Source organism: Arthrobacter koreensis (genome assembly GCF_009193255.1).
Classification (GTDB): domain Bacteria; phylum Actinomycetota; class Actinomycetes; order Actinomycetales; family Micrococcaceae; genus Arthrobacter_B; species Arthrobacter_B koreensis.
Genome location: NZ_WACG01000006.1, coordinates 179955 through 194286, shown reverse-complemented (window position 1 = coordinate 194286; position 14332 = coordinate 179955). Strand labels below are relative to the sequence as shown.

Here is a 14332-nt window from a genome sequence, read left to right as displayed (position 1 = left end):
CTGTATAGCCAAGCCTAGGCAGCTGCCGCCGGTTCGCGGGACTCGTGAAGGAACCGGGCGTAGGCCGGGACGGTCAGGAAGGTGGGGAACTGCTCGCCGCAGGCCACTTCCTCGAACAGCTCCAGGGCGTCGTCAAAACGGTCTCCGTCGAAGCGTTCCAGCTTGGAGAACTCCTCTTCCATCAGTTCCTGGACCCAGTGCGGGGTCACCACGTCGCCCTCGTCCGTGACGGCGGAGGAGTGGATCCACTGCCACACCTGGGACCGGGAGATTTCGGCGGTGGCGGCGTCTTCCATCAGGTTGTTGATGGCAGCGGCACCGTTGCCCCGCAGCCAGGACTCGATGTAGCGGATGCCCACCTCGATGTTGCTGCGGATGCCGGTCTCGGTGATGACGCCCGGAGTCGCCGCGATGTTCAGCAGTTCCTTGTCATTGGGGATGACGTCCTCGCGGGAGCGGTCCAGCTGGTTCGGGCGCTCGCCCAGGACGCCGTCGAACACCTCCATGGCCACAGGCACCAGGTCCGGATGGGCCACCCAGGAGCCGTCGAAGCCGTCGTTCGCTTCACGGGTCTTGTCCGCGCGCACCCGCTCCATGGCGACGTCGTTCGCTGCCTTGTCCCGGCGGTTGGGAATGAAGGCCGCCATGCCGCCGATTGCATGGGCGCCGCGGCGGTGGCAGGCCCGCACCAGCTGCTCGGTGTAGGAGCGCATGAACGGAGCGGTCATGGTGACCATGTTGCGGTCCGGCAGGATGAACCGGGGGCCGCGGGTGCGGAAGTTCTTGATCACGGAGAAGATGTAGTCCCAGCGGCCGGCGTTCAGTCCCGCAGCGTGGTCCCGCAGCTCGTAGAGGATCTCTTCCATCTCGAAGGCTGCGGTGATGGTTTCGATCAGCACGGTGGCGCGGATGGTGCCCTGCGGGATGCCGAGCAGGTCCTGGGCCAGGATGAAGATGTCATTCCACAGGCGGGCTTCGAGGTGGTTCTCGATCTTCGGCAGGTAGAAGTACGGGCCGCGGCCTTCAGCGATCAGCCGGTGTGCGTTGTGGAAGAAGTAGAGGCCAAAGTCCACGATTCCGCCGGCGATCGGCGTGTTGTTCACCAGCATGTGCTTTTCCGGCAGGTGCCAGCCGCGCGGGCGCACCACAATGGTGGGCAGCTCGGTCAGCCGGGATCCGCTGACCTTGTATTCCTTGCCCTCGGGGGAGGTGAACCCCAGCCGGTTGTCCAGGGCGTCGCGCAGGTTCAGCTGGCCGTTGATCACGTTGGCCCACGACGGCGTGGAGGAGTCCTCCATGTCCGCCAGCCACACCTTGGCTCCGGAGTTCAGGGCGTTGATGGTCATCTTGCGGTCCACCGGGCCGGTGATCTCCACGCGGCGGTCTTCCAGGCCGGGAGCGGTGGGAGCCACGCGCCAGTTGTCGTCCTCGCGGATGTGGCGGGTCTCGGCCAGGAAGGACGGGTCTGCGCCGTTGGAGATCTTCTGCCGGCGGGCCTGGCGCTGCTGCAGCAGTTCCTGCCGGCGGGTGTGGGTCGCCTGGTGCAGCGCCTTGACGAAGTCCAGGGCCTGCGGGGTGAGGATTTCCTCCTGCCGGCGGACCGGCGACGCGGTGAGGGAAATGCCGTTCAGGGTGATGGGATCGTTCATGGCGTGCTCCTTCGCGTGTTTCTAAAAGTTTGGGTCCCCGCCCCCCTTCCATCGAGATGACAGAAAGTGCTCTTTTCGAGGCTCTAACGTGCAGTTTCTGCTATCTCGAGGGGGGGGGGGGACGGGGGTGCTGCTGGTTAGTGGAACTGGGCGGTTTCGGTGGAGCCGGCCAGTGCCAGGGTGCTGCCCTCGGGGTTCAGGGCGGTGGCAATAGCGTCGAAGTAGCCGGTGCCGACTTCGCGCTGGTGACGGGTGGCGGTGTAGCCGCGGTCTTCGGCGCCGAACTCGCGCTCCTGCAGTTCCACGTAGGCGCTCATGCCGGAACGGGCGTAGCCGTGGGCGAGGTCGAACATGGAGTAGTTCAGGGCGTGGAAGCCAGCGAGGGTGATGAACTGGAACTTGAAGCCCATGGCGCCGAGCTCGCGCTGGAACTTGGCGATGGTGTCGTCATCCAGGTGCTTCTTCCAGTTGAAGGACGGCGAGCAGTTGTAGGCCAGCATCTGGTCCGGGAACTCGGAGCGGACAGCTTCGGAGAACTTGCGGGCCATTTCCAGGTCCGGGGTGCCGGTCTCCATCCAGATGAGGTCGGAGTACGGGGCGTAGGCCTTGGCCCGGGCGATGCAGGGTTCAATGCCGTTGCGGACCTTGTAGAAGCCTTCCGCCGTGCGCTCGCCGGTGATGAACTCCTGGTCCCGCTCGTCGACGTCGGAGGTGATCAGGGTGGCGGCCTCGGCGTCGGTCCGGGCGATCACCACGGTGGGCGTGCCGGCGACGTCGGCTGCCAGGCGGGCAGCGTTCAGGGTGCGGATGTGCTGGCTGGTGGGGATGAGGACCTTGCCGCCGAGGTGGCCGCACTTCTTCTCCGAGGCGAGCTGGTCCTCCCAGTGAACGCCCGAGGCGCCGGCCTGGATCATGGACTTCATCAGCTCGTAGGCGTTCAGCGGGCCGCCAAAGCCGGCTTCGGCGTCGGCCACGATCGGCACCAGGTAGTCATCCACGGACTGGATGCCTTCGGCGAACTCGATCTGGTCTGCGCGGAGCAGGGCGTTGTTGATGCGGCGGACAACGGTGGGGACCGAGTTGGCCGGGTAGAGCGACTGGTCCGGGTAGGTGTGGCCGGAGTTGTTGGCGTCGGCCGCCACCTGCCAGCCGGAGAGGTAAATGGCCTTCAAGCCGGCCTTGACCTGCTGCACGGCCTGGTTGCCGGTCAGGGCGCCGAGGGCGTTGGTGTAGCCCTCGTCCCCGGCATTGCGGAGCTGGTCCCACAGCTTCTCGGCGCCGCGGCGGGCCAGCGTGTGCTCTTCCTGGACGCGGCCACGGAGCTTGACGACGTCCTCGGCAGTGTAGTCGCGCTCAATGCCGTCCCAGCGGGGATCGCTGGCCCATTCCTGGGCGAGCTGCTCTGCGGTGCGTGCGGTGCTGGCTTCCTGCGTCATGCCTAACGTCTCCTTGGTTGCGGTGCGAACCGGCTGTGAAGCCGGCATTTCCTTGCTGTGCAATCAACACTCGGGCAATAACAAGCCCCTTTCTAGGGGTTTTCTATGGAAAGAAATGCACTTTTTCGCTTATTGTGAATTTGTGACGAGCGCAACATGGAACCGGCCCATTTCAACCGGTACATCGAACGACGCCGGCGCGGCCGACTCCTCGCTGGACGTCATCTCCCTGGGCCGCCGGGTGCGGCACCTGCGCAAGGCCAAGGGCATGACACTCGATGACCTTGGCGCCGCCGTCGGGACCGTGGCCTCCCAGCTCTCATTGATCGAAAACGGCAAGCGTGAGCCGAAACTGGGGCTGCTGCAGGCCCTGGCCAAGGCGCTGGACGTGAGCATCGACCAGCTGCTCGGCTCGGAGCCGCCCAGCCGCCGGGCCGCACTCGAAATCGAGCTTGAGCGCGCGCAGCGCGGCCCGCTGTACCAGTCCCTGGGCCTGCCGAAGGTTCGCATTTCTTCGCGTCTGCCCCTTGATGTGCTGGAATCCCTCGTCGGCCTGCAGGCCGAACTGGAACGCCGGCTGAACGAACAGGTGGCCACTCCGGAGGAAGCGCGACGAGCCAACGGGGAGCTGCGGGCGATGATGCGGGAGCGCAACAACTACTTCCCCGAGTACGAACAGGCCGCCCAGAGAGTGCTGGATTCAGTGGGCCATACCAACGGTCCGCTGTCCCAGCACGTCATTGCGGATATCGCCGCCCACCTTGGATTCAGCCTGCACCACGTCTCTGACCTGCCGCATTCCACGCGCTCCGTGACGGACCTGAAGAACAAGCGCATCTACCTGACGCAGTCCCAGCGTTCCGAACATGATCCGCGCTCGGTGCTGCTGCAGGCGCTGGGCCACTACGTGCTGGATCACCAGACGCCGCGCAGCTACGGCGAGTTCCTCAGCCAGCGCGTGGCGACCAACTATTTCGCCGCCGCACTGCTGCTGCCGGAGAAAGCCACGGTCGAGTTCCTGCAGCGGGCCAAGACCGCCAAGGAAATCGCCGTCGAGGACATTCGTGACGCTTTTGCCGTCTCCTACGAAACCGCGGCGCACCGCTTCACCAACCTGGCCACGGAGCACCTGGGTATCCGCACGCACTTCCAGAAAGTGCATGAGAGCGGCATTGTCTACAAGGCCTATGAGAACGACGGCGTGACGTTCCCTTCCGACCACACCGGCGCCATCGAGGGCCAGCCAATCTGCAGGTACTGGACCAGCCGCGAGGTGTTTTCAGTGCCCGACAAGTTCAGTGCGTACAACCAGTACACGGATACACCGGCCGGAACGTTTTGGTGTACTGCACGTACCGAGCGCAGCTCCGGGGGACTGTTCTCCCTCAGCATCGGCGTGCCGTACGCGCACGTGAAGTGGTTCCGCGGCCGGGACACCACCGAGCGCTCCAAGTCCCGCTGCCCGGATCCTGACTGCTGCCGCACGCCGCCTGCGGAGCTGGCCACTGAATGGTCCGGCATGGCCTGGCCCAGCGCCCGGGCGCATTCGCATTTGCTCGCCGCGCTGCCTCCCGGTGCATTTCCCGGCGTGGACGAGACCGAGGTGTACAGCTTCCTGCAGGCACACTCCGGGGACTGAGTGCCCTTCGAAAGGACGCTCAGTCCCCGGATCGCGAGGCGCGGGGACTGACACCGGCCGGCGGTCCCCGCATCACCGGGAGGAGCCCCGGGGGATAGGGTGAATTGATGGTCACCGAATCCAACAAGACAGCGCTGGTCATCGGCGGAAGCGGCATCGCCGGATCGTCCATCATTCGACGGCTGAACCAGGAGGGCGGCTGGACGGTACTTTCACTGTCCCGGAACCCCGTGAGCGGCTCGGATTCCCGGCATATCCCTGCCGACCTGCTGGCAGCAGACAGTCTCGCGGATGCCCTCCGCGGGGAAACGCCTACGCACGTGTTTTTCACGGCCTGGGCACGGCAGGACACCGAGGAAGAAAACATCCGCGTCAACCGAGCGATGCTGAGGAATGTGCTCCGGGCCCTCGAACACGCCCCGGTTGAACACGTGGCACTCATGACCGGCCTCAAGCACTATCTGGGCCCGTTCGAAGCGTACGGAGCGGGGCCGGTTCCGGACACTCCATTCCGGGAAGAAGAGCCCCGGCTGCCCGTCGACAACTTCTACTACGCGCAGGAAGACGAACTCTGGGCGGCCGCTGAAAAGCAGGGCTTCCGCTGGTCGGTACACCGGTCGCACACCGTGGTTGGCCACGCCGTCGGCAATGCCATGAACATGGGGCTGACCCTGGCCGCGCAGGCCACCATCTGCAGGAAACTGGGCAGGCCCTTCATCTTCCCGGGCTCGGAAACCCAGTGGAATGGTCTCACGGATGTCACTGACGGAAACCTTCTTGCCGAGCACATGATGTGGGCAGCGACCACCGAAGAATCCGGCAACCAGGCCTACAACGTGGTCAACGGTGATGTTTTTCGCTGGCGCTGGATGTGGCCAAAACTGGCTGCCTATTTCGGTGTGGAAGCCGAAGGGTTCAAGGATTCCCCACGTCCCCTCGAACAGCAGATGCTGGGCATGGAACAGGTGTGGTCGGACATCGCTGCCGAGGAGGGGCTCAGCGAGGCAAACCTTGCCCGAATCGCGTCCTGGTGGCACACGGATGCAGACCTGGGGCGCACCATGGAGGTCCTCGCGGATATGAGCAAGAGCCGCCTCGCCGGCTTCACCGGCTACCGCCGCACGGAAGACAGCTTCCTGCAGCTGTTCGACCAGTACCGCGCGGACCGGATCATTCCCTGATCAGTTCCCCGCCCCTGAATCGAGATGACAGAAACTGCCCGTTAGAGCCCGGATTCGGGCAGTTTCTGTCATCTCGATGCGGGAGACGGGAAGCGGGAGACGGGAAGCGGGAGACGGGAACCCGGCGGGCGCCGGGCTATCCAGCCGAGGGCAGGGTGAGGATCTCGGCGCCGTCGTCCGTGATGATGATGGTGTGTTCGCTGTGCGCGGTGAGCGCCCCCGTCGCGCTGCGCAGTGTCCAGCCGTCGGCGTCGAACGTGAGCTGGTCCGTGTCCTCCATGACCCACGGCTCGAGCGCGAGCATTAGCCCCGGTTGCAGCACGTAGCCGCGGCCCGGACGCCCCGTGTTGGGAACGTGCGGGTCCTGGTGCATGGTGGAGCCGATTCCGTGTCCGCCGAATTCAGTGTTCACCGGGTACCCGGCGCCGGACAGCACCGTGCCGATCGCGTAGGAAAGGTCACCGATCTTCGCCCCCGGACGTGCCGCGGCGATGCCGGCGGCCAGCGCCCGTTCGGTGGCACCGATCAGCTTTACGCTTTCAGCCGGCCGGCTGTTCCCGACGATGAAGCTGATAGCCGAGTCAGCGGCAATCCCGTCCTTGGAGACCGCGAGGTCAAGGGTCAGCAGATCTCCGTCCTGCAGCTTGTAGTCATGCGGAAGGCCGTGCAGCACTGCGTCGTTCACACCTGTGCAGATGTAGTGTCCAAAGGGGCCGCGGCCAAATGAGGGCGCGTAGTCGATGTAGCAGGATTCGGCACCGGCGTCCTTGATCATCTGCCCCGTCCACTGGTCTATTTCCAGCAGGTTGGTGCCGACGGTTGCGCGCGAGTTCATGGCCTGGAGAATGTCTGCGACGAGCCGGCCGGTAACCCGGGCCTTCGCCACTTCAGCTGCGTTCAGGATCTCGATCATGTGGTGCCTTTCATGGGGCAGGAGAATTGGCGTCTGTTCTGCATTCTGGCAGACCGTCTAGGGTGTAGGCATGCCCGAGATGCCTGAAGTGCAGGGACTCGCCGATTTCCTGCGGACCAAACTGCTGCCGGACGGCGGCTCGCCCGCGCAGGTAGCCGACGTCGAAGTGCTTTCCTTCGCTGTGCTGAAAACGGCTGGGGTGCCGCTGGAGGCGTTGCAGGAAGGCCCCGTGACGGCAGTGCAGCGCCGCGGAAAATACCTGATCATTACGGCCGGGGGAGTGCACCTGGTGATGGATCTGGCCAAGGCCGGCTGGCTGCGCTGGTCCGATGCGCTGAAGCCCGGCAAACTGCGTCCGGGCAAGGGGCGCATGGCGCTGCGCGTCCGCTTCGCAGCAGCGGAACCCGGTGGGGACGAACCCGGTTTTGACCTCACTGAGGCTGGAACCAAAAAGTCCCTGGCTGTCTACCTGGTCCGGGATCCGGCCGAGGTGCCGGGCATTGCCCGGCTGGGTCCGGAAGCGTTCGACGTCGATGAGCCCACGTTCGCGGAGCTGGTCGCCGGCCACCGGGGCCAGATCAAGGGCCTGCTGCGGGACCAGTCAGTCATAGCGGGGATCGGCAACGCCTACAGCGATGAAATCCTTCACGCGGCGCATCTGTCCCCGTTCGCGAACGCGTCAAAACTCAAGCCGGAGGAAACCAAACGGCTGTACGAGGCGATGCGCGCGGTGCTGGAGTCCGCCATCGACAACGCCGCGGGGCGTCCGGCAGCGGAGCTGAAGGACTCAAAGCGCCGGGCTCTGCGGGTCCACGCCCGCACCGGGGAACCGTGCCCCGTCTGTGGCGACACCGTACGGGAAGTATCCTTCGCCGATTCGTCCCTGCAGTACTGTCCCACCTGCCAGACCGGGGGAAAGCTGCTCGCTGACCGCAGGATGTCCCGGCTGCTCAAATAGTCTGCCGTGCGGGTCTGCAGGACCAGGCGCGGAAGTGTGGCGGAATTGTGACGGCCACCACCAGGGGCTCATGTAACTTATAGACAACACATGTTGCTCATAAGAAACCAAGAACCTTGTTGGTGGAATCCCGCCCGGCCCCGCACCCCTAGGACACCCATGAACCTCTACCGCCGCCTTGACCGGCACCTGCAGCAGAGCAACGAAGGCTCCGGCCCCGTGCGCGGCACCCTGTCCGCGCCGCGCATTGGCATGATCTGGCTGGCAGCCAACTTCGTGGTGACGACCCTGCTCACGGGCACCCTGATTGTTCCCGGTGTCAGCTTTGGTTCCGCGGTGTGGATGATTATCCTCGGCACTCTCCTGGGCGCCGTCGTCCTGACCTTGATCGGCAACATTGGGACGCGCACCGGGCTTCCAACCATGGCCATCACCCGCGGAGCATTCGGTGCCAGGGGAAGCCTGGTGCCGGTGGCAGCGAACGTAGTGATCCTGATGGGCTGGAGCTGGGTCCAGGCAATGCTGGCCGGCGTGACGGTCAACTATGTAGTGGAGCAGTTCACCGGCTTCTCCAGCCCGGTGCTCTTCGCAGTGCTCTGCCAAACCCTGGTTGTTTTCCTTGCCATTCTGGGCCACGGCGGTATTGCCAAAGTGGAGCCGTGGCTGGCCGTAGTCATTCTGGCCATCATGGTTTACGTCTTCGTCAGCGCCTTTACCACCTTCAGCCCCGCCGAGTTCGGCGGGATCGAGGTGGATGAGTCGCTGGGGTACACGAACTTCATGGTGCTGGACATCGTCATTGCCACGGCCATTTCCTGGACAGTGCTCTCGGCGGACTTCAACCGGCTCGCCAGGTCCAGCCGTGCCGGAATCATTGGATCCGGCGTTGGCTACACCATCTCGACGACGCTGGCCATGGTCCTGGGCGCGACGGCGATCGGCTACGTGATTCTCTCCGGGGATGCGGCTGCGTCCTTCGACCCCACCGTGATTGTGAGCGCTTTCGGCACTCCGCTGGCGATCGTGATCTTCATGTCCGTCATGGCCACCAACACCATGGTGGTCTACGGCATGGTCACCTCCGTGGTGAATGCACAGGTACGGTGGAAGGCCCGTTTCCTGCCAACTTCGCTTGCCGTCGGAGCCATCGCCATTGCCGGATCAACCTGGATGGCGCTCCTGGACCAGTTCACCGGATTCCTGGTCATGATCGGGGCGTTCTTTGTTCCTGTCTTCGCGATCATGATCGTGGACTACTACATCATCAGGCGCGGCAGCTACAGCAGGGACATTCTTCGTCCCAGCGGTGGCGCGTACTGGTACACCGCCGGCGTGAACTGGGCGGCTATCGCGGTGTGGGTGGTGGGGGCCGGCGCTTCCTACGTGCTGACCTACATCTGGCCCAGCCCGGTGGGTGCCACCATCCCGGCCTTCGTGCTGACTTTTGTGCTCTACTTCGCTGTGTCAGCCAGGAAACGTGCGCGCACCGCAGCCGGTCCGGGGCTGCAGCCCGCCGAGGGGGACGGACTGCCGTACCGTGCCCCGGCAGCCGCGGAATAGGCCCGAATTGGCCATCGTCGACCTGACCCACATGGTTTCCTCCGGAATGCAGGTCTTCCCCGGTGACCCGGAGGTGGAGATCACCGGTGCATTGAGCATCAGCGCGGACGGAGCACAGGTGGCGCGCCTGCATCTTGGCAGCCACACCGGAACCCATGTCGATGCGCCCTGCCACAGCATTGAAGGCGGCCGCACCACCTCCGAGGTTGGGCTGGAGGAACTGACGGGCGAAGCCCTGGTGCTGCACCTTCCGCACCTGGAAACGGATGCGGAGATCGCCTGGCACCACCTGGCCGGCCAGGTTACTGGAACAGTGCCGCGGATAGTCCTGCTGGCCACCGGATGGGACCGCCTCTTTGGCACGGGGGAGTACCTGTCGCACCCCGTTCTATCCCCGGCTGCGGCGGAAGAGCTGTGGAGCCGGGGCATGCGGGTGCTGGCGGTTGACACCCTGAACCCGGACCGGACACTTCAGCCCGGGCAGGAGTTCAGCCTGCCGGTCCATGAGCTTGTCCTTGGCTCCGACGGGCTGATCGTCGAGAACGTCCGTGGTGCGGCTGCGCTGCCTTCCCGCTGCCGGGTGGGGTTCTTTCCCCTACATCTCGCCGCAGCGGACGGAGCGCCGGTACGCGCCGTTGCCTGGGTCTAGCGCACTGGCCATGTAACAGGAGCGGGCCCGGGAGAATCTCCCGGGCCCGCTGTTTTGGCTGCTTACTGCCTGCAGGTGTTACTTGCAGTTTCCGCCGTTGTCCGTGGTGTAGGTGTCCAGGCGGTTGATGAAGGCCGCCATGGCCTCACGGGAGACGTTCTCCAGCGGCCGGAACGTGCTGTCGGGCCAGCCGGTGGAAACGCCTGATTCCTTCATCCACGAGATTTCCTTGTGGAACTCGTTGGTGATGGCCACATCGTTGAAGGAAGCGGCTTCCGGTGAAACGTATCCGCTGGCACCGTCAACAGAGCACTGTTCGCCGGCGAACCGATGCATGAACGCAGCCATGGCGTCACGCTTGACCGGTGTCACCGGCCGGAAGGTGCCGTCAGGGTAACCAGTGGAAATACCGGTCTCCGCCAGCCAAGAGATTTCCTTGTAGAACTGGTTGTCCGTAGCGACGTCCGAGAACGGGCTGGTCACCGGCGCGTTGTACGACGGCGATCCGGCCAGGCGGTAGAGGAACGCCGCCATGGCATCACGGTTGATCGAGCCGTACGGGCGGTAGGTGCCGTCCGGGTAGCCCGTGGTCAGGCCGCGGTCAGCCATCCAGTTGATTTCGGTCTCGAACTTGGTTCCTGTGGCATCGGGGAAGCGCAGTGAGCCCACCTCAACCGTAGTCACCTGGTCCTTGACGCCGTCGGCGTTGTGGTGGTGCAGGAACAGTGCCTTGCCGCCGTTGACGCCTTCCTGGCGGTTCACGCCCAGAGTTGCCTGGTCAGCGGCCACGAAAGTGCCAGCACCTTCGGTGCCCGGTGCGCCGGCGAACCACATGGCCGGCTGGGCGGCGTCGAAGCCGATCCAGTCAGTGGCGTCCACGGGAACCATGGTGCCTGACTCGTCAACGTTCAGGAGGTTACGGGTGGAGACCCGGTACTGGATGGGCGCCGGGGCGTTCAGGTCCAGTCCCAGAGCTGCGAGCGGGATCGGCAGCGTTACGACGTTGGTGTCGAAGGCGTTGGTATCCACGTCACCGAATGTGCCGTTGGCCAGGCCCAGCCCTTCGAGGGCGCCAACGATCTCACCGTTCTCGATCACGACCAGCTGGAAAACTGTCTGATCCAGGCCGTCCGCCCGGGTGGTGAGGGCGGCCATCTCGGGCTCGCCGTCTCCGTTGAGGTCCAGATCAACCCGGACCTGACTGTTGCTGTTCAGCGTTGCCCAGTTCTGCCAGGTGCTGAGACCGATGGTCAGGTAGCCGTCTTCCGGGTTCTCTCCAGCTGCTGCCAGGGCCGGTGCACTTGAGGATGCGCCAACCGTACGCAGGTCCAAGGAGTACAGGGAGTCCAATGCCAGGCCTTCGCGGCGCGGGCTTTCTGCGCCCAAAACCAGCGGGGTGGTCAGCGAAACGTAGGCTTCGCTTCCCTCTCCCTGGTTTAGTGCGCGTCCACGGAGCGTTGTTACGGCGCCCAGCTCGGAGGCGTTGGTGAAGGTGGTCTTCGGATCTGCCTTAATATCGGAGACCGGCTTTGGCGCGGAGTAGACCGGTACTCGAAGCACGGAGTCATCGCTCGTCAGCTGCAGGCGGCCGGAGGCCTCTGCAATGTACTGACGGGCAACATCCAGCTGCAGCTTCTCAGCAGCCGGATCGATGGTCTTGGCCAGGGCAGCGGGGTCCTCAACGCGAAGGGTCACGTTAACCGTTGCCTTGCCGTTGGCGGGAACCGTTATTGGGCCTCCATCAACGGTGATTGAAACTCCGGGGACCCTGGTGGCTTCGAGGTATTCGGCCGTGTAGGTCTTCGGAGAATCACCCTTGTTCTCGATTGTTACCGAGCGGGTAAGTTCGGTTGTCCCGCTGATTTCCAGGACACCGAAGTTGACCGAGGTTAGGCCCGGCTGATCAGTTGCGTAGGCAAAGACCTTGGTGTTCAGCGCATCCAGTGCATCAACACGGCCGGAACCGACACGGTTGGGAGCGTAGGCCACCCCGTCACCGGTCAGCAGATCATGCGTGGCAGTGTTCATGATGATCGACTTGACCTCATACGGGTTGTAGTCGGTCTGCGCGACCACGAGGGCTGCGATGCCGGCAACGTTCGGGGCAGCCATAGAGGTTCCGCTCTTGATCGATGCGCCGGTGCCTGTGCCTACCTGTGCGGACTTGATCTGTGTGCCTGGAGCCGCGACGTCGGGCTTGATGACGCCGTTGGAACCGTGAACTCCGCGCGAGGAGCTGGCGTTCAGGGTGTCCAGTGCCTCGGACGGGCCGGTGACGCTACCCACCAGTTCAGGTGCCAGGCGGATCTGCAGGGTTCCGGCCTCGGCGGCCGCCCGCAGGTCCTCGGATGTGTCCGCGGTGAACTGCATACCGGGGATTGCGGCGTTGCCGGCAATGCCAGCCTCGAAAGCATTCAGGGTCGAGTCGATGACCACACCGCTGTAGCCCGCAGCTGCAGCGTTGTTCCAGCGGGCGCCGGAACCACACTCGCGGGTGGCTGCGTTCTCATCCCAGGAGAGCCAGACCCATTTGCCCGCGTCGTCTCCGGCGGGCTCCATGGCAGCGCATCCGTCAGCGTTGTCGCCTTCCGGCCCCATCACGACGGTTCCGGTGAGTGCTTCAGGCGCGGCTGCAGCGTAGTTGAAGCTGGCGGTGTACTGGCCGGCCGCAACACCGGGCTCCGGCGCCAGGATTTCACCGGCATCGAGGGTGGTCTGCGAACCGACGCTGTTGGCGACAGTCAGTGCCGTCTCGGCACTGCCGGGTGAGCCGCCAATGTCGTAGATGTCGCCGTCGTTACCCGAGGACACAACTGAGAGGATGCCCTGCGCCGTGAGCGCGTTGACGATGTCGTTTTCCGGATCGTCATAGGCGGGGAAGTCCGAGCCCAGAGACATGTTCACTACCTGCGCGCGGTCGGAGAAATCGCCGTCGCCATTGGGGTCCAGGACGTAGTCGAGGGCCTGGCCAACAACCTCGGAGGAACCTCCGCAGCCGAAGACTCGCAGGGCCACGATCTTGGCTTCTGGGGCGGTGCCCGGGCCGATGCCCATCCTGTTGACATCTTCCGCTGTCAAGGAGCCATACTCCCCGTTGAAGGTAGTGCCGTCTGCGTTAGTTCCGTAGCCGGCAGCCGTGCCGGCGACGTGCGAGCCGTGGCTCTGGCAGTCCAGCGGGTTGGCGTCAGGCTTGGGGATGGGGCTGTACAGCTCCGGAACCGAGGGATCGGCGTTGTAATCGTCGCCCACAAGGTCCCAGCCGCCGGCAAACTTCTCGGGATCCCATAGGCCCGAATCAGGCGCAGGCATCTCGTCCATTGCCTGAGCTTCGGCGAAGGCCTCTAGGGTGCCGGGGCCGCCAAAGTTGGAGTGGGTGTAGCCAAGGCCCGTGTCGAGGACGGCGATAGTTACGCCCTCACCGGTCTGGTCCCGCTGAACCCATGAGTCTAGGGCGCGGACGTCGATGTCCCCACCCTTATTGTCGTAAGTCTTGGGAACGATGCCAGTAATCTTGGCTACGTCCCCGCGTGCAGCGAGTGCCCGGATAGCCTCTGCGTCCCCGTTGATGGCGACACCAGGGACAGTGTTGGTGGTCGTATAAATAATGTTCGACGAAGCCTCGGCGGCAACTTCTTCTGCCTGGGCCTCAATAGTCGAACGAATCTGTTGTACCTGCGGTGCCTTATTTAGCGGAGCGGCCAGGCCTTCACGTACCTCGCGTGGCTGCGTCTGTTCGAAGGCTCCCTTGCCGGTGAACTGAACGAAGACCGAGACCGGTCCCTGCTTGTCCTTTAGGTCGGATGAGACTTTGAGATCCGGCGTCACCTGGGTCAGTCCCTGGGCGCTCGGATTATCCTGGGTGTTCCCCTCGACGGCCGAAGCCGGGGTCCACATGCTGGAGACCAGAGCGACGCCTGCAATGGAGGCCAGCACCGCCCTCGTCGATCTCCGGTGGTTTGGACTGTTCATTGTTCTCCTTAGTGAAAGAGCTGCCGCAGTCCGAAACTGCAAACTTGTGGTTTGCGTCCCCCCGACCTAGACCTGGCATGGAGTATCGGCCAAGACGAAGCTTGGCGGGTTCCGCGATTTCGGTCAGAATCCACCGCGGTGCTTCCTGTACCCTCGTTGCTGGAGTTGCTCGTGTCAACAGTGCAGACTAATTCTTTTGGTGTTTGCGCCGTGCCCTTTACGCCCACGATTATTCTGGTAATAGGCCACATTCTGCGGGTCCAATCCGGTGATTTCTGGGGATGTCCGGGGACTTGCTGCGGCATGACCACAGCCGCTCCGACTCGCGGCCACAATGTGGGGGAGGAGTCCGCCGGTTTCTCAGCACATGGCAGGGAA

At 64.2% G+C, this 14332-nt stretch carries 9 protein-coding genes; 5 read left to right on the top strand and 4 right to left on the bottom strand.

From position 1 onward, the window contains the following. Positions 1 to 14: 14 nt before the first annotated feature. Both aceB and aceA read right to left on the bottom strand, forming a co-directional pair. Positions 15 to 1649 carry a malate synthase A gene (aceB, locus tag GD628_RS13485; RefSeq protein WP_152275068.1) on the bottom strand — a complete coding sequence of 545 codons (1635 nt, stop codon included), beginning with the start codon at positions 1647 to 1649 and terminating at the stop codon, positions 15 to 17. A gap of 137 nt (positions 1650 to 1786) precedes the next feature. Beyond that, positions 1787 to 3085, bottom strand: coding sequence for an isocitrate lyase (aceA, locus tag GD628_RS13480; RefSeq protein WP_091608363.1), 1299 nt, complete (start codon positions 3083 to 3085; stop codon positions 1787 to 1789). Positions 3086 to 3200: 115 nt separating this feature from the next. On the opposite strand from aceA, the gene GD628_RS13475 reads away from it, so the two are divergent. Then, entirely contained in the window at positions 3201 to 4724 is a 1524-nt protein-coding gene (locus GD628_RS13475; protein WP_152275067.1) for a helix-turn-helix transcriptional regulator, read from the top strand. A 107-nt stretch (positions 4725 to 4831) separates the two neighbouring features. Further along, on the top strand, positions 4832 to 5905 hold the full coding sequence (locus GD628_RS13470; RefSeq protein WP_152275066.1) for an SDR family oxidoreductase: 1074 nt from the start codon (positions 4832 to 4834) through the stop codon (positions 5903 to 5905). Positions 5906 to 6041: 136 nt separating this feature from the next. On the opposite strand, the gene map is transcribed toward GD628_RS13470, so the two are convergent. Beyond that, positions 6042 to 6818 (bottom strand): type I methionyl aminopeptidase, encoded by a 777-nt coding sequence (gene map / locus GD628_RS13465; protein WP_152275065.1) that lies wholly within the window; start codon positions 6816 to 6818, stop codon positions 6042 to 6044. A gap of 70 nt (positions 6819 to 6888) precedes the next feature. Here map and GD628_RS13460 point away from each other — a divergent pair, with 70 nt between their 5' ends. The 3 genes from GD628_RS13460 to GD628_RS13450 all read left to right on the top strand — a co-directional run bounded on the left by GD628_RS13460 (position 6889) and on the right by GD628_RS13450 (position 9985). After that, a complete protein-coding gene (locus GD628_RS13460; protein ID WP_152275064.1) occupies positions 6889 to 7776 on the top strand; it encodes a DNA-formamidopyrimidine glycosylase family protein in 888 nt (295 codons plus the stop codon). Between the two features lie 159 nt (positions 7777 to 7935). Further along, complete coding sequence (locus GD628_RS13455; RefSeq protein ID WP_152275063.1) at positions 7936 to 9336, top strand: purine-cytosine permease family protein; 1401 nt, start codon at positions 7936 to 7938, stop codon at positions 9334 to 9336. A gap of 7 nt (positions 9337 to 9343) precedes the next feature. Continuing rightward, a complete protein-coding gene (locus GD628_RS13450; RefSeq protein ID WP_226802553.1) occupies positions 9344 to 9985 on the top strand; it encodes a cyclase family protein in 642 nt (213 codons plus the stop codon). Positions 9986 to 10063: 78 nt separating this feature from the next. Here the strand turns inward: GD628_RS13450 and GD628_RS13445 are convergent, their stop codons facing one another. After that, a complete protein-coding gene (locus GD628_RS13445; RefSeq protein ID WP_152275062.1) occupies positions 10064 to 13954 on the bottom strand; it encodes a S8 family serine peptidase in 3891 nt (1296 codons plus the stop codon). Positions 13955 to 14332: the final 378 nt, after the last annotated feature.

Bases quoted from the DNA above. Each gene is read 5' to 3' on its own strand.
- GD628_RS13475 (WP_152275067.1), top strand. From the start codon at position 3,201: ATGCACTTTTTCGCTTATTGTGAATTTGTGACGAGCGCAACATGGAAC.
- GD628_RS13470 (WP_152275066.1), top strand. From the start codon at position 4,832: ATGGTCACCGAATCCAACAAGACAGCGCTGGTCATCGGCGGAAGCGGC.
- GD628_RS13455 (WP_152275063.1), top strand. From the start codon at position 7,936: ATGAACCTCTACCGCCGCCTTGACCGGCACCTGCAGCAGAGCAACGAA.
- map (WP_152275065.1), bottom strand. From the start codon at position 6,818: ATGATCGAGATCCTGAACGCAGCTGAAGTGGCGAAGGCCCGGGTTACC.
- aceA (WP_091608363.1), bottom strand. From the start codon at position 3,085: ATGACGCAGGAAGCCAGCACCGCACGCACCGCAGAGCAGCTCGCCCAG.
- GD628_RS13445 (WP_152275062.1), bottom strand. From the start codon at position 13,954: ATGAACAGTCCAAACCACCGGAGATCGACGAGGGCGGTGCTGGCCTCC.
- aceB (WP_152275068.1), bottom strand. From the start codon at position 1,649: ATGAACGATCCCATCACCCTGAACGGCATTTCCCTCACCGCGTCGCCG.
- GD628_RS13460 (WP_152275064.1), top strand. From the start codon at position 6,889: ATGCCCGAGATGCCTGAAGTGCAGGGACTCGCCGATTTCCTGCGGACC.